The organism is Carboxylicivirga caseinilyticus (assembly GCF_050589785.1).
Lineage (GTDB): Bacteria > Bacteroidota > Bacteroidia > Bacteroidales > Marinilabiliaceae > Carboxylicivirga > Carboxylicivirga caseinilyticus.
In genome coordinates, this window is record NZ_JBNGOX010000003.1 from 36,173 (window position 1) to 60,270 (window position 24,098).

Sequence of the window (24,098 nt, forward strand, 5' to 3'; positions counted from 1 at the left end):
TTATACACCACTGAAAGAACTGAATCCTCCATCAACAGGTAGGATTACTCCTGTAATAAATGATGCAGCATCGGAACACAAAAACTGAACAGCTCCGTTTAATTCTTTGATATCGCCAAATCGTCTCATAGGTGTACGTGCAATCACTTTTTGACTGCGTTCGGTATAGGTCCCATCCGGATTAATCAAAACTCTGCGATTCTGATCACCAATAAAGAAACCTGGTGCAATTGCATTAACCCTTATCTTCTCATTAAATTTCAGTGCCATTTCCATGGCCATCCATTGAGTAAAAATATTGATACCTGTTTTGGCTACCGAATATCCCGGAACTCTTGTGATGGCAGAATAGGTAGCCATTGATGATATGGTTATGATACTTCCTTCTCCCTGATCGGCCATAGCTTTTCCAAATACCAGGCTGGGGTAAACTGTACCATTTAAATTTAAATCGGTTACACGCTGAAAATCTTCAATCTTCATATCAAAAACAGTCTGGTTTTCCTCCAAAGTACCACCCGGAAGATTGCCTCCTGCTGTATTAATCAGAATATCAATACGTCCCCATTGATCCAATATTTCCTTACGAGTGTTTTTAAGAATATCCATGTCAAGAACATTCGAAACAAATCCTTTAACATCGCCGCCGATCTGTTTCAATTCTTCAACCCGATTGTTAACGTTTTCTTCCCGTATATCTAATATGGCAACTTTAACACCGGCCTCGATTAAACTGCGGGCAATGCTTCCTCCCAAAACACCACCTCCACCTGTTACTACTGCTACTTTTCCTGATAGATCAAACATGATTTTATTATTATGCGTTATGTGTACGTTATATAAACAAGGTAAAATTTTTTAAACTGTGTTTCTCAGTCTGTAAAAAAAAGCCGGACGTTGCTGGCCACCTTTGGTTTTTTCTTGTAATTTCTCGACCAAACCCATATTGATAACCTTCTTTCTAAAGTTACGATTGTCAATTTCTTCCTGCAATATTGTTTGATATAATTCCTGCAGTTGGTTTAATGGAAATTTTTCTGGCAATAAGTTGTGTAAAATGGGCTTACGCCATATTTCTTCTTTTAGCCAGCTTAATGATTTGTTAATCATTTTATTATGGTCGAATGGTAGTTCGCCTATCTGATCTGTTTCAAACCAGTTTACTTCTTTGGCATGCGAACCTGCCATCAATTCAAACAGTTCGGGTTTGATTAAGGCACAATATAAGATAGAAACGATGCGACGATCAGGATAACGATCCAGTTCCCCAAAAACTTTTACCTGAGTAAGATATACCTCTTTAATACCTGTTAATTCAAATAAAATCCGTTTGGCAGCTTCGTCGATAGTTTCTTCCAGATAAACATATGATCCGGGCAGGGACCATTGATTGAGTGCGGGCTCTTTATCTCGTTTAATCAGTAATGATTTTAGTTTACCATCTTCGTAACCGAAAATGGCACAGTCTACTGACAAGTTGATAATTTTTTCACCCATGAATCTAATGTATTACGTCAAACATACGTTAAATAATAATTTCTTCCAAATTAAAGTAAATTATTTTGATTTAATATTTAAATAAAAGTATAGTAATGTTATGAAATATAGAAATTTAAATAGTTTATTCTGGAATGTTTCTAGAATGATATTTAAATAAGAACAGACTTACTTCATGTTTCTTATTCTAACTTCTGTAGAGCTATCTTTTAATAAATTTACAAGAATATCAGTATCTGTTTCGCCGTAATGATATGGATATAATATAACAGGCTTGATCATTTCAACAGCTTTTGAAACCATTTCGGGCGTCATGGTGTAAGGTAAATTCATTGGAAGGAACGCTATATCTATGTTTTTTAGCTCATTCATTTCCGGAATATTTTCAGTGTCACCTGCTACATAGACTTTTTTGCCATCAATGTTTAAAACATATCCATTACCTTCTCCTTTTGGGTGATATGGCATATTGTTATCTCTAATGTGAACTATGTTGTAGGCTGGAACAGCCATTAATTCGCCAAATGTAGTTTGAAGTTTATCGTTGTTTTTAAGAAATGCCACTTGAGTAAATTCTTCCAATCCTTCTTTACAAACCGAGGGTGCAAATATTTGGGTGTTCTCTTTAATAATTTCTCTAATGGCACCGGCATCCAAATGATCACGGTGCTGATGAGTTATCAAAATAAAATCAGCATCCGGTAATTGTGAGTAATCGCTCAATTTTGACCATGGGTCAATGTGTATGATGGTTTCATTATACTCGATATAAAGTGTTCCGTGGCCAACAAAATATATAGTAAATGAACCATTTTGAGTTTTTATTTCATCCTGAGCAGAAATCATATTCAAAGAAAGTAGTAGGATCAGGGGTGTTAAAATGTTTTTCATATCCAATTTGTATCAAGATGTTTTTAGAAAAACAAAAGATAAGGTAAAAGGTTTGAAATCTTTCAATTAAGATAAAAAAAGAGGCCATCTTTTGTGATGGCCTCTGAATGAATTATTTCTTAATTACTTTTATAATTTTACTTTCCTTCTCTAATCTGAGGTTCACACAGTATAAGCCGGGTGACCAGGAAGATGAAGGTATCGAAATGGATTGTAATCCTGCCAGAGAAGCTGTTTCATACAGCTTTCGACCAGATAAATCAATAATTTCAATGGATTTTAAATCTGCTGTCCAGCTTAATTCCAACTCATCCGAGAATGGATTTACAACTGAAACGCCTGTTATAATATTAGAAAGTTCGTCCAAGCCTGTTGTGGTATCAGTAATGGTGATATCAGTTTCAGTGGCTGTACTTTCCAGGTTGATAACATTTTCGTTTGCATTACCTGGAGCAGAAGTGTAAGTAATATAAAGTATACCACCATCTTTCTCAATTTCGCATGTTAATGCCCAGTTCTGCTTGTCTGATGAAACAGCAAAAGGTTCTGAACAAGTAACTGATATGTTTTCAGCCAATGAAGAAGCAGCAATCTCAATTTCAGCGACAGGCTGATTACCAGTTACAGTAAATTCGCTAAGGGTTAAATTATTTGAGGCAGGAGTAATGACCGGATTACCAACTCTAACATCATCCAAAACTACACCATAAGCATATCCTCCAATGGCTTTGAAGCCAATTGTTAATTCAGAACTCTTTTCTGGTAATACAAAACTTTCAACGGTCCAATCTTTAATATCCTCCGTAAAGGATGCCATTTCGGTCCATTCATCTGAAGCTGAAATTTTGTAATATACTTTTAATTCATCCTGATCGCCTAACCAATTTTCTTGTGAGTGAGCAAATGACAGAACCGGGTTTGATAACGATGTAATATCGAATACAGGTGTTACCAGATATGAGATATTTGAATTGTAATCTTCACTTCTGAATATCATATTAATGTCTCCATCATAGGCTTTGTCGGGGTGCTCGTTACCAATATTTCCGCCTGTTTGGTTACTCCAGTAATACTTGCCAGATTCTTTTACTTCCGACCAGCATGAAGGGAAACCGTACTCAAAGCTTTCGATAAAAGGAAATTCATTGATAGTAACACACTGTACATATAATTGGTAATCGATGGTAGCAAAACAGCCATTTTCATCAGTTACCAATAAGGTAATGTCAAAGTAACCAGCTTCCAGAGGTGTTCCGGCAATTTCTCCTGTTTCATTCACTATCTCAACACCTAATGGTAATTGCCCATCAACAATTTCGTAGTTTGCAAGATTGGTTGTTGTGTTGTTGACAGTTGCAAAAACAGAATATGACTGATTAAATGTTGCAACAGGTAATTCGCTGTTGTTAAAAATAAATTCAGGACAGCTGGATGCTTTTGCATTAATGTATATGTTAGAGGCCAGATTGTTAGATAAAGTTATCAAACCAGATTGATGTCCGATTGCTGTTGGAAGAAAGCGAACATATAAGGCTCCACCATCCAACGGAAGGGTGGCAGTATTAGCCCAATTTTCATTATCCGCAGAGACCTCAAACTGTTCTTCTGACGACACTGAAATTACATCATCAAGATTATGGCCTTCAATTAAAATTTTAGTTGCACTTCCTGCAACTCCAATCACATCAGATCCTTCTAGTTCAATTGTTTTATACGGACTGCTGATACGAGGACTGGTTGGGTTGTAAGCTGTACCAGCCAATGTTTCCACTCCCAGATCCAATGGGTCAAGCCATGTTTTCATTTGGGTAGTTTCATCGCTTCCAAATTGATCCCAGTGATACCATAATTTACCATAGTAGTTGCTACCTGCCAGATATGAGCAGGAAGAGTTTCCTCCAGTTAAGGTTCCTATGATCAGGTGATTACTATTGAATAATGAAGAGCCTGATGAACCTCCTTCAGTTACAGAGTGACCATTGGCTGTTTCAATAAATTGTAGGTTCCAGTGTGCATCGGTTGCACCATAAACTTCTCCCGGCCATGATCCTGAAATATAGGTTTCAAAAGTTGATATCTTTTTGATGTCACCAGCAGGGTGATGGATTCCTACACCACCTCCTTCAGTTACTATGTCTCGTCGGTCCCAACCGTTGTAATAAACATCCCATTCTGCCGGAATATCCTCTGATAATTCTACCAATAAACCATCAGAACCTGCTTCGATAGGAGTTGCTACTCGCAAATAGCAACCGGTAATGGTGTGAGTCTCCAAAGGTGTAGCATCTTCACAGTCTGGTGATTCATAACCAAAGGTAAATTGCCATTTTGTTAAGTCGTTTGCTGATGCACCTTCGTAACAGTGAAAAGCTGATATAACATATGGTGTTAAGTCCTGTGCCGTATTATTAATTAGGTCACCAGAACAAACATACCATCCTGCGCCACCAGCACCACCAGAAATGTACATGGCCATTTGGCAAATACCCTTTTTCTCTGTTTGCCAGTTATCACCTTCTGTACAATTAATATTAATCATACATGCTGATGATTCACCAATTTCTGTGTCTACATTTGATGAATTAGGAAAGCGTTTAATGATAACATTATCAAAAACGTATCCGATATTATCAATAGAAATAACCGGTATGTTATCGAATTCTTCATTTGCTATCATAGCCTTATGGCTATAAGGTGAAGTATATTCGAGAATGATATCATCACCGGCAACCATTTCGGTTGAGAAAGATCCTGCTTTCGGGTGAGTTTCTGATGTGTATGCTCCTAAAACGTGTGTTTTATCGGCACTATAAATAAAGAGTTCTCCTGCTTCAGGAATAAAAAAATCGTCATAGGATAAAATAATAGCCAATGCATCTTTTACTTTTAGTCTAAGCTGCCACATCTCACCGCCATTCTCCAAAGCAGTCCAGGTACCTGAATTTTCCATGTCGTATGACACTGGGATAGCTTTTGCAATGCATGGTGGATTATTTGACTCCTGACGACTTAACAGGTTAGCGGCCTTTAACTGATCAACATTAATATTTACATCCACATTCGTTATCTCAGGTAATGCCTTTGCTTGTTTGAAACTAAGTGGAGTTCCCCCAAAACTGATTTGTGCATGTAAATGATTCAAAAGAGAAAATTGAACCAAAACTGCCAGAATCAGCATTTTTCTTATTCTATTCATCTAGTGTAAATTATTATCGATTAATTGGGTAAGGTTATAACACCGATACTTGTTTTCAGGCAAGTATCGGTGTTGATGTTTTAGTAAACAATTATTTTAGTTGATAACTCTTTGTTTTCAATCGTAACAACATAAACACCTTTTGAAAGGTATCTGATTTCGTTGTTCGATATAGTAGCAAAGTCATCAATCAGACTGCCGTCAACTGCATGGATTTTTACATTCTTACCTTGCAGATCTTTAATGGTTACCTGACCTTTACCACCGATGATCAATCCTTTTTGCATTGCATCCGGATTAATTCCGGTTGATACAAAATCAACAACTACAATGTTTGATAAGGCTGATTCACCTTTTTCGTAACTAACATTTACAGCATATGAGTATGAAGATGATGCATCAGGAGTATCAGTATATGTTGTTTCAGATACTAAAACATCATTCACTTTTTGGTTGTTGCGGTAGATGTTGTAGCCTAAAAGATTGTACTGTAATACTTCAGCTCCGGCCGGAGTTAATGAAATGTCATCAATCATTAATGCAAAACTGGCCGAAGTATGACGGATTGCAAAGTATTTAGCATCAACTGGCAATTGAACTGAATACAGTATCCAATCGGTTGTAGTTAATTCTTTACTATCAACTAAAATAAAATCTTCCACTGCATCTGTTGTTGAAGATGCCCAGATTTCGAATGTTTCATTTCCATAATTGATACTTGGCTGTTTTGTCCAGAAGCTAAGTTGTGAACCTGGTTTGATTTCTTTTGAAATAAGCCAGTCGTTATTCTCAGGATCAACCGGTGATTCATCAGATGCCAATACACCAGCTGAAGACCAGCTTATGATACATTGATCTCCTGAATGAGGTGACACATACATACTGTATTCCGCTGCATTTGCATCAATATAATTCCAGATCTGGTATGCCATTGGTTCACCAGCATTTTCGTAATCCAGACCAGTAACTACTCCGGTATATTGTCCGTCAAGGTCGACTGTTTTCCAGTTTTCGAAATTATCAATGGATAATGAAACATGATTTTCAAAACCTTCCACTTCAGGAATTATGTAATCAAGGTTGGGTTGAGTCCAGTTTAATAGTACACCTTGCTCAGACTCCATGGCGCTTAAATCACCAACCGTTGGAAGATTTTTTGCTTCAATCAGAACATTGAGTTCATTGCTTGAATTGTTAGAGGTAACCTGATCAGCACTGTAATCGATCGTTGCATTCAGATTCCAGGTATTACCAACTTCTGTTATATCTGGTGTTACCATGAAGTTAATAGTTGCTGTTTCTTCAGCAGTTAAATCCACTCCATTTTGCGTTCCAAGAAGTTGTTCGCCGTTGTAAATAGAAATGGTGTAATTACTTCCTAATACATCGTTTGAACCAATGTTCTGTATTCCAATAGCATATTCTGTTGTCTCAGTAGCTACCATTGATTCCGGACCTGAAATACTGCTCACAGAAAGATCTTCAGGGAAGACACTGTAAATGCTGATGTTATCCAATAACATAGCCTCAGTATAACTGTTAACATATGCATAAATCCTTATTTTAATGTATTGAGAAGATTTATAGTCATCCAGGTTGAACGTATATGGAGTCCATCCTTCACCATCATTCAAAGGAATTTCTTCGGTAAACGATTCAAAATTGTTGTCATCAGCTGAAATCTGAAGATACATCACCGAACTTTGAGTCGCAAGTGAAGGGCTTTGATATAACCAGAAACGTAAACGATTGCTTGCAACATTCTTTTTGTACAATTCTACTTTTGGTATTTCGATATAACCGCTTCCATAACCATAAGGGTTGTAGAAGAATAACATACCTTCATCATTATCCTGCGAAGAAACCGTTAAGCCGCCTGCTGTGTAAATGTCGCTAGTGACTGTCCAAACGCTATTTTCACTGCCTGCAATAACCCATGGAGTTGTAGACGTTGTCATTTCAGCGAATGACTCACTAAACGGTAATTTATAAGGGGTTCCTAATACCACATGACCAACAATTGGTTGTGCTTCATAATCATTTAAAACAGGACTTACAGCGTAATACAATACCTGCATTTCGCCGCTGATATTTTCCTGCATATTATAAGTGGTTTCTGTAATACCTTCAACATTCAGTACAAATTCACCTCTGTCAAGGTCATAAGAATAAATGTTATAGGTAAGAGAGTTGTAATCGATGTACCCGTTATTCTCACCGACAGGTGCCGACCAGCTTAGAGTGGCATTTGCATTTGAGGCATCAGCTGTCAATGTTAAGCCACTTAAAGAGGTTGGAGTGTCAGGACCGACAAAAACAGAATCAATTACAGTTGCACCTTTACCATATTCATTTTCAGCGATGAATGCATATTTAACATATCCATAAGCTACATTGCTGTCTGTCCAGCTTAATTCTTCTCCTACAGCAGGTGATTCAAAACTTTGAGAGGCAATAATATCGTTTGTTTTGTAGATATTTATCTTTGTTATTGATCCTAATGTTCCTCCGTTGTATGCTTCGCTTGGTGCATTAAAAGTAATATTCACCTGTTTTAGTCCGTTAGCATCTGCTTGCAGAACAGTATTCTGAATTGGGCCGGGTGACTGGGTTGGTGCTTTTTTGATAACCATTATATTATCAATTTGTATAAAGAAGTACCAGTAAGCGTCACCAGCAGTCATATGCAATGCAGGTACATAATTACCTTCATCATCCGTTGAGAATAACAAGGCTACTTTTTTAGCAGCATATTCAGGCTCAGAAGGAATGCTGTTGATAACAGTTTGGGCTTCAGTAGTTGCAGATCTTCCCAAGGTTAAATCAAAATCTCCAATACCGTATGTTGTGTAGCTGAATGAAATTTCATAAACCATATTTCCTTCAAGCTTCAATTCAGGAAGGAATAACCATTCATCAGCAATGTTAGACCAGTTTGCACCTTCGATACATTGATAATAGTTATTATATGACCAATTGCTTGTTTCAGTAGCCAAACTAACTAATGAATAGAACTCCATTGAAGATTCATCATCAAAGGACTCGCTGTATGGAGCCGTGTAAACACCAATAAAGTCTCTGACAAATGCATGTTCTCCTTCACCACCTGAATTAGATGGAATAATAGTGTAAGAGTTATAACCTACATAAGGAACGTTTTCATCTGTCCATGTAAGGTTTGTACCAGGGACTGGATTTGAAAATGTATATACACTATTGGTTAAGTCATCATTTCTGAAGATTTCAATTTGAGTAATTTCAGACAAAGATTCCCCATTCAGATTTAATGTTGGAGCAGTAAATGAAAGGGTAGCTTTCAGGTCATCCGCTGCATCAGGTGTTAGTGTCAGGTCACTAACCTTGGCCGGAGCTTCAAAAGCGCCTATTTTTTCAATATTCAGATAATCTAAATATAAACCACTACTACTGGCATCCGGAGAGTAGGCATAGAATCCAATAAAATATTTACCATCTGTTTCAACCGAAAACTCAACAGATTGATCGGTATACTCATAAAAATCTATTGAAGTATTGTTCCAAAGTTCCTGAGTGAAAGTACTGATGTCAGTTTGCGATGTTCCCAGAGACACCTTCATACTTTCAATTCCGGGAGACCATAGTGATTTTGTTGAAAAATTAAGCTTGTATTTAATACCTGCTTTTAAAGCCATTGCCGGTGAAATCAACCAATCGTCTGCATCCTTATTTTCATAGGTATTTGGCCAGTAAGCAACCACCTGATATAATAATTGCCAGGTAGAATTATCTCCGTTGTTATTAACGATATTAAAGTATTCAAGCGCATTGTAATCTTCAAAAGGCTGGTTATATGGAGGTTCAAAACCATCACCAAACACCAACTCCTGTGTTGAGGCTTTTACACCTGGTTTTTCTGATCCATTATAGGCAACCACCTCATATGAATAGCGAGCCATAATTGTAGGCATTGTTTCTGAAAAGGATGTTGCAGTTAAATGATCAGCTACAACAACAATATCAGGTAATCGGGTAACAGTATAGTACATTTCCGAAGTATTAATATAACCTTCGTATATACCTTCTGTTGGAGCATCCCAGGTTAACTGACTTATGCCTTCATTAATACTAAAAGTAAGATTAGTAACCGCTTTTGGGTTGTCATTTCCAATGTATTTGGTTAATGTAGTCAGCGGACTTGTTCCTGTATTATTTGTGGTAATAACTGAGAAAGTGTGGTTTTCATTAGTCAAACTAACAGGAAGAGTAACTGTAGTTCCAACAGCTAAGTCTTGTTCGTTTGATACAATACCATCAATTTTGGTTATTACACTTAGGTTACCTGTTAAAGAACTTCCCGAAAAGGAAAGTTCAGGAACTGTAAAAGAGATATTACCTGTTAAGGCACCATCTGAATCCGGAGTGTAAGTTAAGTCTGCCACCGCAGCAGGAGCTTCATCTTTTGCTGATGGAGTATTGGTATATAATCCTACCAATTGTTCGTTGTTTGGAAAACTGAATAGCTTAGTAGCTTCTCCGGTTGTTAGATTAACTGTATACATATGCGAGCCTGTATAGGTCAATGCACACCAAAGTAATTCGTTGGTTCGTCCGTTGTATACGGCAGATTGAGAGTAATTGGCAGGATAAACACCTGTAGCACCAATTAATGTTGGCTTTCCGTCTGCTTTGTCAAAAGTGTATAAATTACCGTTACTGCCAATTCCATAAATGGTTCCGTCAGAACTTGTTGTAAGTGCTATCGTTGAAAATGTACCAGTCCATGTGGCAAGGTTGTTAAAGGTGAATGATGCAGTATCAACAGTTGCCCAGTTAAATCCGGTTAAGTCTGCATTGTATCTTAATGCAAAAATGGTATTGGTAGTAGGATCAAAAGTCATATTGCTGGCCATGGCATCATAACCAGCCTCATCAACAATATAATTTTTCTCATCTTCCCAGGTATCGGTGTTAACTACAAAGTAGCCAACTCCTGTCATTGCGCCGAATAACGTAATTGGGTGAATACCATAAAACTTACCATTTGCATGTACCCCCGCGTTACATGCCAGACCTATATCTTCATAATGAATAGTAAAGTCGGTAGTTTCAGAAGCAGTGAATGAATATATACCATAAGGTATTTCATAAATTGCATAATCAGTCCATGTGTCGGAGTAAACCATATTTGCATAAAGTGTTTGGTCTCCCAATTCTTCTGCAAGTTTTAATGAAACTTCCTGTTCTTCTATTCTAAATCCAATCTGTGATTTAGAAAAAGGAGAAGCAGGTACAGGTTTATAGGTTTGAAGGTAGATTTCTGAATTAAGAGGTTTGCCTTTAGCCTTTGTAGGCGAAACCGGCATCAATTGATTCCCTTTTCGAACAGATTTGATAAGTGTCGGTGACGACTCATCTGATTTTTGTCCGAAAAAATTAAATGGCAAAATACAAATGTAAAACGCCACCATCATAAGTAGACTCTTTCGCATAAATGAACGATTTAAATTGTGTAATTAATGGTATAAAGGTCGGTCTAACTTAAAAACCGAATCGTTGGCGAAAGTAGCTGTATACGGTATTTTATAAAAAAACAATAGTTACTGATTCTTGAATCAGTGAAACAATAATACAAAATAGGGGGGTATGTTAGAAGAATTTAAGATTTATTTTCTTTTTGAGCCATATTTTGATAGATTGAAGGAGTGATTCCTGTAATTTTTCTAAAAGAAAGTATAAAGTTGGATTGAGATTTAAAACCAACACTTTCGGCAATGGCTTTTATGGTGAAATGACCGTAATTTTCAGTATCTGTTAACCTTTTCCGTGATAGCTTAACTCTGTATTCATTTATAAAGGTGCGAAAATTTATGCCGTAAGTTTCATTGATAATCTGAGATACATATTTGGTGTTTGACTGAACCAGACTGGCCAACTCAGCAAGACTAAAATCAGGGTTGCAATAGTAACTCTCCGATTCCATAATCTGGTTAATCTTTTTTAGCAAATCAGATCGTTGTTCCTCTTTTAATCCACTGGATTTATGTTCTTCATCGTTAATGCTTTCCTCAACGGTAAGCTCTGATATCCTTTTTTTTGCCTGTGAGTATTTTTCTTCAATTGTAATTAGTTCCTTATTACGCTCAAAAATATCATGATAGGCAAGTTGTAGTTTTCTCTTTTGAATCAATAATAGCGTTGATAAGGTTATCAGTATAACTAAAAAGGAAATAATGATGGTTAAAATGAGCTTTTGCTCTGATATAGTTGTTGTTAACTCATTTGTATAACTATTGCTTTTATCTTTTTCATATGCCGATTGTTTGTTTCTCACACGATTAAACTCACGATTATTCATCATAGAATCGGCAAGTAGTACATATTTATCCTGGTACAAAAGAGCTTTATCACGTTCATTTGCCTTATTGTAGAGTCTTGATAAAGTTTTGTAACTATCAATAATCATGTAGGTGTAATTCTCTCTTTCTGACAGAGTCTTGTATTTTTCCAAATAAAAAAGAGCCGAGTCAATTTCATTTGTCTCTTCGTATATTTTGTAAATCTCAGAATACGAAGCAGCCAGAAATTTGGGGCTCATGCCTGGCTCTGAAGCATAATTGATAGATCTTTTATAATGAACGATGGCCTGTTGTAATTTATCTTCTGCCAGCGTTATAAAACCATTATTTAAAGAGTAATAATAGAGTTGCTTAATGGTGTCTTTTAATGGTAGTTTTTTTGCCTGGTTGTTGTATATTTTAGCTTGTTCAATGTTTTTAGTATAACAGCACATGGCAGTTAAATTATTTAAAAAGAAAGACTCAAGTTCATAATCCTTCGTTTCTCGTACATACTTTAACCCTTCATTATAATAAATATGCGCTTTTTCGTGGTCTTCAAATACCGAATAAACATTACCGGCTGTATGATATAAATTAGACAGAAGTTCAGCATCATTATCTGTATTTTCAACAATTCTAATGCCTTTGATAGAAGCATCTAACGATTTTGTGTAATTGCCAATATCAAAATAAATTTTGGACAAGCGCATCGCAGCATACCCGCATTTTTTAGCAATGCTTGTGTTTAAATTTTGGTTGTAAATGTCCAAAACGCTGGTAAAACTCGAAATAGCAGTGGTTGTATCATTTGTTGAAGCTGCCAAATCTCCTTTTTCAATCAACGATTGAATGGTTGATAAATCAGTTTTGCCACCCTCCTGGCTTGTAATATATTGGCTACCACTGAATAGGAGTAAGAAAAATAATACTTTGCGCATATTGCAAAGATAATTAATAAAGCCAATCCAAAGAAGAATAGCGTTAATACAAATTTTAGTTGCATTCAAATAAATGCAACCACCTGTTGAAAAAATTACATTGTCTTTTTATTGGGCAATGAATTTTCGTTACTGTAAAATTGAGTTATACACTCATGAAGTATGCATGCTGATGAAAAAATATAGGGGGTAAATAAACTAAAAGAGGTGGGTGATTTTAGTTTAAATCACTTAAGTTGCAGATATTCAAAGGAAAGAGTGTTTTTGCCGATTTTGGAACTAAAGGTGATTTTTATGCATATTTATATTGGAATTTCATACCGATGAAGAAATGAAAGTCATTTTAAGTAGAAAACAACTAACACTTCAGCATAAAGAAAATATTAGGAAGAGTCTCTTGCTTCTTCTATTGGCTTCGTTGTTTTATTCTGCTTCAGGAAGTGAAAACAATTATGATTTTGTGGTTGCGTCAGATGGGAGTGGTGATTTTGTAAAAGTTCAGGAAGCTTTTAATGCTGTGCCGGATTTCAGGAAGAAAGTAACCACCATTTTTATAAAGAAGGGTACTTATAAAGAAAAGTTGATTCTGGCAGCTTCAAAAGTTAATGTCACATTAATTGGTGAAAATAAAGAACAGACAATCATAACTTATGATGATTATGCGTCAAAAAAGAATCGTTTCGGTGAAGAAATGGGCACAACGGGTTCGTCAGGTTTCTTTGTTTTTGGAAATGACTTTACAGTGCGAAATCTAACCTTTGAGAATTCTGCAGGACCTGTCGGGCAGGCAGTGGCTGTTAGAGTGGAGGGAGATCGGGTTGTTTTTGATAATTGCAGATTTCTTGGTTATCAGGATACTCTATATCCTCACGGGAAAGGAAGTCGTCAGTATTATAGAAACTGTTACATCGAAGGGACGGTGGATTTTATTTTTGGCTGGTCAGTTGCAGTGTTTGATCAATGCGAGATTTTTTGCAAAGAGGAGGGATATGTTACGGCTGCTTCGACAGAAAAAGATCAGGAATTTGGTTTTGTTTTTCTGAATTGTAAAATAACAGGCGATGCAGAAGAAGGTACCTTCTATTTAGGCCGGCCATGGAGACCTTACGCAAAAACGGTGTTTATTAATTGTTATCTCGATAAACAAATTAAGCCCGAAGGTTGGCATAATTGGGGAAGTTCAGAAAAAGAGAAGACTGCTTATTATGCCGAATATAATTCGAAAGGGCCAGGTGCATCAAGAGAGAATCGGGTTGAATGGTCTTTTCAACTATCAGATAAGGAAATGCAAAAATATACTCCTGATACTATCTTAAAAGGAGATGACGAGTGGGATTATAAAGCGCGTATAGAGTAAAATACAAAAAAAGAACAATAAAAAATCAGATATGAGATCGCATAGGATACAAATTAGGATACCACTGTTAATAGTAGCTGTAGGCTTTCTATTGGCAGGTTTTAGTAGCTGTTGTACCGATAAGGAGGAGACAACTGCTGATGTTGAACCCCATATTTACCAGAATGTTGAGTTTGATATGCCAAAGGTGGCAGAGCCAACTTTTCCGGACTATTCTGTAAATATTAAGGATTTTGGTGCCATTGCTGACGGTGTAACGGATAATACAAAAGCGTTTGCTGAAGCAATTGAGAACGTGTCGGGCAAAGGAGGTGGTAAAGTAATTGTACCGCGAGGAATTTTTATTACAGGCCCTATTATCATGAAGAGTAATATAAATCTTCATGTTGAGGATGGAGCGGTTATTCGTTTTAGTACAGATTTTGACAAATATCCGATTATAGAAACCAGTTTCGAAGGACTGAATACCTATCGCTGCATTTCTCCGATATATGCAAAAGATTTAGTGAATATTGCATTTACTGGGAATGGTACATTTGATGGAAATGGCGATGCATGGCGTCCAGTGAAGAAAAGTAAGATGACTGATGCTCAGTGGAAGAAATTACTTAAGTCAGGAGGTGTATTAAGCGATGATGAAAGAATCTGGTATCCTACAGCAAAATCAAAGGCAGGTGATGCGCGCGATAATTTTAATGTTAAAAACTACGATACCATGGAGGAGTACGAAGCTGTTAAGGATTTTCTTCGTCCGGTAATGGTTAGTATTATCAGTTGTAAAAAGGTTTTACTGGATGGTCCCACCTTTCAGAATTCACCAGCGTGGAACCTTCATCCGTTAATGTGTGAAGATGTGATCCTGAGAAATCTGAGCGTACGAAATCCCTGGTACTCTCAAAATGGCGATGGATTGGATTTGGAATCTTGTAAAAATGTGTTGATCTATAACAATAGTTTTGATGTGGGTGATGATGCTATCTGTATTAAATCAGGTAAGGATCAGGATGGTCGTGATCGAGCCATGCCAACAGAAAATGTGATTATTAAAAACAACATCGTTTATCATGGACATGGAGGTTTTGTGGTTGGAAGTGAGATGTCGGGAGGTGTAAAAAATATTCATGTATCCGACTGTGTATTTATGGGAACTGATATTGGTCTTCGCTTTAAAAGCAACCGAGGTAGAGGTGGAGTAGTGGAAGATGTGTATATCTCAAATATTGATATGATTGATATTCCGGCTGAACCCATTCGCTTTAATTTGTTTTATGGAGGAATGTCGCCAATACCTGATGATGAAAACAAAAAGGTAAGTAAAGAAGATCAGCCTGAAATAGTTCCGGTTAGTGAAGAAACGCCTTCGTTCAAAAATGTGTTTATGGAGAATATCACTGCCAATGGTTTTGGAAATGCTGCTTTCTTTATGGGATTACCCGAAATGAATCTGAAGAATGTGCACCTGAAAAATGCTGTTTTAAGAGGCCGAAAAGGTATTGCCATAGTTGATGCTGACGGAATGGTGTTTGAAAATGTAAAAGTAATTGCTGATCAGGGAAATGCATTGTCTGTTTATAATGGCAAGTCAATAACTATGGAAGGATTTGATTTTAATCAGAATGGTGATGTGGCGATCAGTATAATGGGAGAATTAACTGATAAGGTTAGTATTAATGTAACCAATGGCCAAGAGGTGAAGACGGTTACAGAGATAGAAGCAGATGTTAATGCTGAAGGTGTGTTTTTGAAATAATTTTTATTTTATATTTAGCTTTCTAACAGAGGCTGTCCGATATTTTCGTGACAGCCTCTGTTTTTTTATTGTTTATAGCGGTTAATGTTTATCATTTTAATCAGATTAAAGCGAATTAATACTTTAGTTTATCTGCAACACAAACATTGCATTTGTATTAATAGAATATTCTGTTGTAGATAAGAGGCTTTTAAATGGTATTTAATAATTTCTGTTTAAGCCGTATATTCTTTTATTAGACAAAGTAATATTGTTCTCATTTTAAAATTAAATCATACAGAAAGATGTAACAAAAGGGATAAAAAATGGTATACAAAACGATTAAGTATAACTTGAGCATTGTTGATTGGTAGCATTTGCTTTGAAGGGTTTAATTGTTTGGTAATTAATGTGATGAATAGTAGATATTACCTTTTAAGTTTAATATTTTATATCGTTGTTTCTTTAAATGATGGTTTAGCACAAAATAGTTTAGAATCATATCATTTAACAGCTCCAGACAATGTCATTTTAATTTCTGCAGAAACCAATTATCCACCTTTCTCATATGTAAATGAAAACGGAGAGGCAGCCGGTTTTGCTATCGATATCTTTAAGGCTGCTGCTAATGCTGTAAATTTACAGGTAAAAGTTGAACTAGGACTTTGGTCTGATAATATGGAGAGTCTTTCCAGTGGCAGAATTGATGCTATCCCAATAATGGCAATTACCTCTGAAAGGCAAAAAAAATATGATTTTTCATTTCCATACATTACATTAAGAGGCGCAGCATTTGTACGAAGATTTGATAATACAATACTCAAGTATAGTGATCTGCGGGGCAAACAATTACTTGTTATGTCTAATGATAATGCACATGAGTATGTAAGAAGAGAAAAACTTTCGGATTATATTATCACAACTATTTCTCAACAAGAAGCTTTCCGTATTTTAGATAGTGGACGATGTGATGCCGTAATTACTCAGCAAATAACAGGACAAAGTGTATTAAAAGAACTGGAACTAACCGATATAAAACCTGTTAAATTTAGTTTGCCTAATTATACTGATGATTTTGGTTTTGCCGTCCAAAAAGGGAATCATTTTCTTTTGAGTGCATTGAACGAAGGATTGGAAAAAATTGTAAGAAATGGAGAATATGATATTATACATTCTAAATGGTTTGAAACTAAAGATAAGCCTTTAATAAACTATAATGATATTAAAAGTGCTATATTTTATTTTATTACACCCATACTTTTAATTATTGGAATTCTCGCTATTTATATTTTAAACAAACAGGTAATTAAAAAGAATGGACTTCTTAAAAAAGAAATAGATCAACATAAAAAGACACTTCATAATCTTCAATACAAAAATAGTTTACTTGAAATCACAGAAAACGTTACTCAAATCGGAGGATGGTATTATAATCCAAACAATGAAAAATTTTCAATAACAAATGGGATTTATCAAATATTTGGACTTGATTTTAAAACAGATATTCTTAACAGTTATGATTTGTTTCTCTCTTTATTTATGAGCGAAGATCAAAATTGTTTAAAAGAAGAATTGCATAATCTTTTTGAATTTGGTGGTATTTATACCACAGAATTGGAAATAGTTGATAGATCCAACAATCGTAAATGGCTAAAATTGGTTGCTAAAGCAGATCGAAACCAAGATTATACCCGTAGTATTTACGGAAATTTAATGGATTTATCTGATTTGAAAAAAGTCCGAAAGGATTTGGATATTAAGGAAAAACAGTATCAGAGCTTGTTTGAGACGATGTCAAAGGGAGTTATTTACCTGAATTCTCGAGAGGAAGTGATTGATATTAATCAGGCTGCCCTGCAAATGTTAAGTCTGTCGAAAGACAGGATCAATGATAATACTTTTTCAAAAATTAAATGGTATCCGGTAGTTGATAAAGGTCAAGTGGGAGATGAAATTCAGAATCCTGTTAATATAACCTTTAAAACGGGCTTGTCGCTTAATAATAAATTGTTTGGTGTTAAGGTTCCACATGTCGAAGGATTTACCTGGATTTTAGTGGACGTAAAACCTGAACTTCTGAATGCAGATAATAAAGTTAAGAATGTAGTAATTACTTTAGCAGATGTTACCCGTATAAAAGAAACTGAAGATAGATTGAAAAAAAGTGAGGAAATGCATCGCCTCTTATTCGAGTACAATCCTTTGCCAATGTGTTTGTATGATCCATTTAAGATGAAATTGATTAATGTAAATGAAACTGCATGTATAAAGTTTGGTTATTCAAAAGAAGAGTTTTTAACTATACCTTTAAACTCCTTATTTCCTGAGGACGAGTTTGGTAACGTTGAAGATGATATAACAAAAGCACAAAACAAGGTTTATAATTACGTAGAAAATAGAAGGTATCAATTAAAAAATGGTGATATTGTTTATATTGATTCCTACTCACAAAATTTTAATATCGGAAATCAGCAAGCAAGAATTGTTGCCTTTAACGATGTCACAGCAAAGGAAAGAGCTAACCAACAAATTAAAATTAGCGAAGAAAAACTAAGCTTTGCCCAGGTTACTGCAAAAATGGGTAGTTGGAGTAAAGATTTGGTGACCGGAAAATTTAATCTGTCTGATAATTGTATTAAATTATTAGGAATTGATAATTCTCAGATACCACAATCATTGGATGAGATCTTTATTCATGTTCATGAAGAGGATAAAGTACTCTTTAAAAACTTTAGTTGGAAAAACATCAATTATTTTGATTACTCCATACAATTCAGATATATCTTACCAGATAATTCACAAATTTGGCTTCAGTCTGATATTGCTATCAGATATCAGGGTAAAAACATGGTTGAAGTTTCAGGTGTTTTCATTAATATTTCAGAGAAGAAAGATGTTGAATCAAAATTAATACAGCAAAATGAAAAGTTATCTGCTATTATAAGTTCAATACCTGATAAACTTTTCGTACATGATGAAGAAGGTAATTTCTTAGAAGCATATACAACCAAGTCAAATGATTTCATAAAGCCGATGTCTGAATTTATTGGCACAAATCTTATTGATGTTTTTGGTCAAGAACTTGGAGAAGTAAATATCAAAAAAATAAGGGAAGCAATTAGTAAACAGGAATTAGTTACTCATGTTTTTTCTCCGGTTATTAATAATAAAATAGTGAACCTTGAAGTTCGTACTGTTCCTTTTATTAAAAACAAAGTAATCAGGTTCGTACGAGATATAACAGATCAAATTAATAATGAAAATGAAATTCGTAAATTAAATCATGCAGTACAGCAAAGTCCGGTTTCTGTTGTTATTACTGATCTGGATTCAAAAATTACCTATGTTAATAAAGCTTTTTCTATTATTACTGGTTATGATGATAAGGAAATTATAGGAATTAAACCAAACGTCTTGAAGTCAGGTAAACAAAGTGATGAGTTTTATAAAAATCTTTGGAAAACGATAAATTCCGGACACTCATGGGAAGGTGATTTAATAAATAAAAAGAAGAATGGAACATTATTCTGGGAGCATATGATAATAACTCCTGTAAAAAATGAGAATGATATTATCACAAATTTTATTGCCATAAAACAGGATATTACCGAACGAAAAAAGACGGAACAAAAAATTCTAGAATTAAATGAAAAACTGGAGCAAAAAGTGGAGGAACGAACTTTAACTCTGAAATCATTAAATATTAAACTAAAGGATGAAATAAATGAACGTTTGCAAATTGAAGAGGCACTGAGAGACAAATCTGAAGAATTGGAAAACTTTTTTAGTATTTCATTGGATTTTTTATGTATTGGATCAATTGAAGGTGAGTTTATTAAAGTGAATAATTCATGGGAGAACATATTAGGGTATGAAAAAAATGAGATTTTACATACGAATGTGTTAAACTATATTCATCCCGATGATAAGTTAACTACAAAAAATGCTTTGTTTCAGTTACAACAGGGTCAATTACTTGGTGGATTTATAAATCGTTTCAGAGCTAAAAACGGAGAGTATCTTTACCTCGATTGGCATGTTGTGCCATTTAATAATTTATTATATGCAGCAGCTCGTGATATAACCGCACAGAAAAACTATGAATCAATATTAGTAAATGCCCAGGAAGAAGCATTTAGGGCTAATAATGCTAAAAGTGAATTTTTAGCCAACATGAGCCATGAGATTAGAACACCAATGAATGCCATTTTAGGCTATTCAAATCTGTTAAATAATTATATCAAAAATGAAAGAGAGAAAGAGTTTTTGAATTCCATCATTACCAGTGGTAATTCACTTCTGAACCTAATAAACGATATTCTGGATCTTTCTAAAGTAGAAGCAGGTAAAATTGATTTAAAACCTGAGTTCATAGAAGTATTTTCATTTTTTAAAGAATTTGATAAAATATTTTATTTAGCGGCTTCTGAAAAGGGCTTAAAATTCGAGATAAAGATTAAAGCTCAAAAAGGCATTTCTATCCATATTGATGCTTCCCGATTACGTCAAGTGATCATTAATCTGATCGGTAATGCAATTAAATTTACCGAAACAGGATCTGTTAGATTAGTAGCCAGTGTTATTAACAGAAAGAATCAAAATACATCAAATAAAGGTATCGTTGATGTAATTATTGAAGTAATCGATACAGGAATTGGAATACCTGATGATTTTAAGAATAATATTTTTAAATCGTTTGTTCAACTCAGAGAGTTTCACACAAAGGGAGGAACCGGATTGGGACTTGCCATCAGCAAGCAATTAATTAATCTGATGAATGGTGATATCCAGGTTGCTTCAGAATTAGGTAAGGGTAGTAAGTTTTGTGTTACAATTAAAAATGTACAGTTTAAAATGCATCATCAATATGAAGATGAAGTACTACCCATTAATCCATCCAATATTGAATTTGATAGAGCCAGGATAATGGTTGTTGATGATATCAGGGAGAATCGACAATTTATAAAGGATATACTATATGATACAAAAATTGAAATTGTAGAAGCAGATAGTGCAATTACAGCGTTTGCTAAATTAGAAGATTATACTCCAGATTTATTTATCATTGATATAATGATGCCGGAAGTTAGCGGACATGAATTGATTATTCAATTAAAAAATAACGATAAATTTAAACACATTCCTGTTTATGCCTACTCCGCATCGGTGATGTTAGAACAAGAAAAAAAGATAAAGAATAATGGTTTTGCAGGTGTTTTGATGAAGCCACTTCAAATTCAGGATCTATATTTCGTGCTTATGAAACACTTGCCAAATAAAATTATAGCAATAGAAGAATCTAAAAATAAGGTACTTTCCTCAACTCTTGATATTAAGAATAAAGAAGTTTTAGTCACAACCTTAAACAATGATTTTGCCAAACGATATGAAGCTTTCAGTTTAAGACAGCCAATTGATAAAATTAGAGATTTTGGAAATGATTTAGTTGAATTAGCACAGCTTCATAATTTTGAAGAATTAAAAATTCTTGGTAATGAGCTGGTTATAGCTGCAGAATGTTTTAACATTGAAAAAATACTTCTTCATCTAAAAAATTACAAATCTATAATAGACCAACTTTAGACCATGGAGGACGAAATCAGATGAGTATAACATTAGCTAAGCCAATAAAGAATGGTCGTATTCTAATTGTTGATGATAATCCACGAAATATTCAGGTATTGGGTAATATTCTTAAAGAGAACCAATATCTTGTAGAATTTGCAACCTCCGGGGCAGGAGCTTTGGAATGGATTGGAGTACAGTGTTTTGATCTTATATTGTTAGATATTGTTTTGCCTGATATGAATGGTTTTCAAGTCTGCGAAAAAATAAGAGCAAAATATGATTTGGATAGTCTGCCGGTTATTTTTCTTTCAGCGCATAACGATACCAATAACGTTCACTATGGTTTTAAAATAGGCGCTCAGGATTTTATAACCAAACCATTTAACCGAGGCGATTTACTAATGAGAGTAAGAACTCATATATTGCTGAAGAAAAACATTGATAAATTAAAGTATCTTAATGAAACCCTTGAACAAAAAGTTGAAGAACGAACCAGGGCGCTCAATCTGGCAAAAGAAGCAGCTGAAAGAAATGATCGGCTAAAAACAATCTTCCTTCAAAATTTATCTCATGAAATAAGAACTCCTCTCAATGGCATTTTTGGGTTTACACAACTGTTGAAACTTAATTTAGAAGAAAAGGAAAACTATATTCATTATATAGAAATGATTGAGCATTCAGGTGAGCATATGTTATCGATGATTAATGATCTTGTTATTCTTTCTAAGATAGAATCAGGGCAAAATATCGACATATGTATTGAAGAGGTAGATCTTAATGAAATGCTGGATGAAATCATTTTAACATTTCAACCTAGGATTAAAGATAAAGGATTAAAGCTTTTCAAAAGAGTTAAAATACCTGACGGGTTTATGTTCGAAACCGATAAAGAAAAAATATTTCAGGTGTTTATGAATTTAATTAATAATGCCATCAAGTATACACCATCCGGTTATATTGAAATTAAGATATGTTATTTTGATTCTAAAATTGAGTTTTCTGTAAAAGACACAGGGGTTGGAATACCAAAGAATATGCATAAAGTTATTTTTGAACGATTTGTGCAAGGCAAAACATATCATAACCGTCCATTTGAAGGATCGGGTGTAGGCTTGTCGATTTCAAAAGCTTTGATTGAGGCTCTTGGTGGTGAAATATGGGTTGAAAGTGAACCAGAAAAAGGAGCCATATTTAAATTTTCATTATCTTAATTGAGATACAGGAATGAGGGTTTGAATTGTTCGCCAAATAAAGAGAACGATATACGCTTAAAGATATTTACATTTCTTTATAAGCAACAAGTAAACCACTGCATTCTCTAACCCGATCATTAAAGTACGAAGGAGCAGAGACTTCAATAACCAAGTTAATTGTGGATTGAACACTTATTGATTTTGTTTTCTGAAAATTATTAATCGCATTGTCATAAAGAATTTTTCTTTCTTCGTCGTTTTCAAATATTCGTAAGTGTATATTTCCTAGAGCCTTTTTACCATCTACCGAAAGAAAATAGATTCTATCAGCATATAGTGTTAATTTTACATAGATTGTTTGTTTTTTACGTAACGAAAAGGACTTTGAAAGTGAACTTATCTTATATTCTTTGGGAGGAGATGGGCATTTCTTTTCAAATTCACGACAGTTTTGGGCTGTAGTGTTGCAACTAATCAGTATTATAATCAGTAACTGTATGTATTTAAATGTTTTCATGTTGCTATGGATTAAGCCAATTGTTTCTAATGATATCAATCTTTCTTTTTAAGTTGTATAATAATTCCACATCAACGTCTTCTTTTTGATCAGTTCCAATGATAAGAATATTATTTTCATCAGATATTGTTGTTTGACTCTTTTTTAATACCATTTCTTTGTATGCATTTATTATGGGTGAAACCTGCTTCTTTATTTCTGTTATCTCACTATCAGTTAAATAAGAATTCAACATATCCTCAAGATTGAAGATGAGATTTTGCTGTTCAACAATACGTTGCCGTATTGTTGCAGAGGCTGAATTAAGATTGCTGGAATTAAAAATTAAATAAAGACTTTCAATAATGCTTCCCATGGTTACTAATGCATAGGTCTGGTAGCGTTCTGTTTCTAACAAATAATCTTTTGTGAGTTTGTAAATATCATTTGATATGTATTTTAAAGAATCGATATTGCCACTATTGCCAATTAATCTGTCTTTTACATTATATGAAATGTAAGGAAATAGTGATTGACTCTTGGAAATATCATCTATGGTATCGAAATAGAGGATACTCTTAGCCGGTTGATCTAACCAGATACAATATGCAAGATCAGCCAGGAAAATACCAACAAGTATGTTTTGCCTGTCATCGGTAAGATATTGGTCTGATTCTTTAGGATTACTTAAGATTGATTCGTTAAAATCAAATTTATTATCTATTATATATGTCATTATTTCGTCCGGATTAGGGAAAGAATATATCTCTGTTTTTGTAGAATCCTGTTCATTATTGATGTATGATGAATTAATTTCTATTGGTTTGCTTTCGATATGTAAGCTAAACAGGATTAAAACAAGAAATAAAGCATGAGGTTTAATTAATATATTCATATATAGATAATTAAGTTCTGG

General features: G+C 34.6%; 12 protein-coding genes. 4 read left to right on the forward strand and 8 right to left on the reverse strand.

Translation table 11 applies throughout. The features are described from left to right. The 6 genes from ACRD62_RS02130 to ACRD62_RS02155 all read right to left on the reverse strand — a co-directional run bounded on the left by ACRD62_RS02130 (position 1) and on the right by ACRD62_RS02155 (position 12,839). Positions 1-807: an SDR family oxidoreductase gene (locus ACRD62_RS02130; RefSeq protein ID WP_430818470.1), complete on the reverse strand. Its 807-nt coding sequence runs from the start codon at positions 805-807 to the stop codon at positions 1-3. Between the two features lie 51 nt (positions 808-858). Beyond that, positions 859-1,497: an NUDIX hydrolase gene (locus ACRD62_RS02135; protein WP_321411978.1), complete on the reverse strand. Its 639-nt coding sequence runs from the start codon at positions 1,495-1,497 to the stop codon at positions 859-861. A 168-nt stretch (positions 1,498-1,665) separates the two neighbouring features. Continuing rightward, positions 1,666-2,388 carry an MBL fold metallo-hydrolase gene (locus tag ACRD62_RS02140; RefSeq protein WP_430818471.1) on the reverse strand — a complete coding sequence of 241 codons (723 nt, stop codon included), beginning with the start codon at positions 2,386-2,388 and terminating at the stop codon, positions 1,666-1,668. Between the two features lie 112 nt (positions 2,389-2,500). Continuing rightward, positions 2,501-5,584: a T9SS type A sorting domain-containing protein gene (locus ACRD62_RS02145; protein ID WP_430818472.1), complete on the reverse strand. Its 3,084-nt coding sequence runs from the start codon at positions 5,582-5,584 to the stop codon at positions 2,501-2,503. A gap of 80 nt (positions 5,585-5,664) precedes the next feature. After that, complete coding sequence (locus ACRD62_RS02150) at positions 5,665-11,052, reverse strand: choice-of-anchor J domain-containing protein (RefSeq protein ID WP_430818473.1); 5,388 nt, start codon at positions 11,050-11,052, stop codon at positions 5,665-5,667. Positions 11,053-11,219: 167 nt separating this feature from the next. Further along, the gene (locus tag ACRD62_RS02155; RefSeq protein WP_430818474.1) at positions 11,220-12,839 is read right to left on the reverse strand and encodes a helix-turn-helix domain-containing protein; all 1,620 of its coding nucleotides are present in this window, start codon (positions 12,837-12,839) and stop codon (positions 11,220-11,222) included. Positions 12,840-13,170: 331 nt separating this feature from the next. Here ACRD62_RS02155 and ACRD62_RS02160 point away from each other — a divergent pair, with 331 nt between their 5' ends. The 4 genes from ACRD62_RS02160 to ACRD62_RS02175 all read left to right on the forward strand — a co-directional run bounded on the left by ACRD62_RS02160 (position 13,171) and on the right by ACRD62_RS02175 (position 22,704). Next, positions 13,171-14,196: a pectinesterase family protein gene (locus tag ACRD62_RS02160; protein WP_430818475.1), complete on the forward strand. Its 1,026-nt coding sequence runs from the start codon at positions 13,171-13,173 to the stop codon at positions 14,194-14,196. Positions 14,197-14,227: 31 nt separating this feature from the next. Next, positions 14,228-15,946: a glycoside hydrolase family 28 protein gene (locus tag ACRD62_RS02165; RefSeq protein WP_430818476.1), complete on the forward strand. Its 1,719-nt coding sequence runs from the start codon at positions 14,228-14,230 to the stop codon at positions 15,944-15,946. A 393-nt stretch (positions 15,947-16,339) separates the two neighbouring features. After that, positions 16,340-21,508, forward strand: a complete 5,169-nt coding sequence (locus ACRD62_RS02170) for a PAS domain S-box protein (protein WP_430818477.1) — start codon at positions 16,340-16,342, stop codon at positions 21,506-21,508. Between the two features lie 20 nt (positions 21,509-21,528). Beyond that, a complete protein-coding gene (locus ACRD62_RS02175; protein WP_430818478.1) occupies positions 21,529-22,704 on the forward strand; it encodes an ATP-binding response regulator in 1,176 nt (391 codons plus the stop codon). Positions 22,705-22,771: 67 nt separating this feature from the next. On the opposite strand, the gene ACRD62_RS02180 is transcribed toward ACRD62_RS02175, so the two are convergent. Further along, a complete protein-coding gene (locus ACRD62_RS02180) occupies positions 22,772-23,203 on the reverse strand; it encodes a hypothetical protein (protein ID WP_430818479.1) in 432 nt (143 codons plus the stop codon). Positions 23,204-23,207: 4 nt separating this feature from the next. After that, complete coding sequence (locus tag ACRD62_RS02185; protein ID WP_430818480.1) at positions 23,208-24,077, reverse strand: hypothetical protein; 870 nt, start codon at positions 24,075-24,077, stop codon at positions 23,208-23,210. Positions 24,078-24,098: the final 21 nt, after the last annotated feature.